This window comes from Cupriavidus sp. SIMBA_020 (assembly GCF_046535395.1).
GTDB classification, from domain to species: domain Bacteria; phylum Pseudomonadota; class Gammaproteobacteria; order Burkholderiales; family Burkholderiaceae; genus Cupriavidus; species Cupriavidus campinensis.
The window spans coordinates 1-306 of record NZ_JAWRWU010000298.1; the positions used below are offsets into that span (position 1 = coordinate 1).

Annotated in this window: 1 pseudogene; it reads right to left on the reverse strand. The window is 67.6% G+C overall.

The annotated features are described in order from the left end of the window. Positions 1-306, reverse strand: a pseudogene (locus SB751_RS29295) (nuclease); the annotation flags it as partial.

Below are 306 nucleotides of genomic sequence, written 5' to 3' on the forward strand. Positions count from 1 at the left end.
ACGCACGGCGCCGACTGCCCCTTGAAGCGATAGATCGAATCGAGCAGCAGGTCGCCGTCGCGATACTGCGGCACGCCGAACAGGTCGTACTCGCCCGTGAAGCTGCGCAGCCGATGCGGCCCCAGATGATCGAGCGCCGTGAAATGCGAGTGCTCGCGGCCGCGAAACGACAGCACCACGATGTCCTGCTTGCGAAAGCCGAGCGCCAGCGCCTGCGTGACCGCGCGGCGCGTCGCGGCGACCACGGTGGATTCGCCCTCGCCTTCGTCCGTCGCTTTGTCCGTCGCTTCGTCCCACGCGAACACC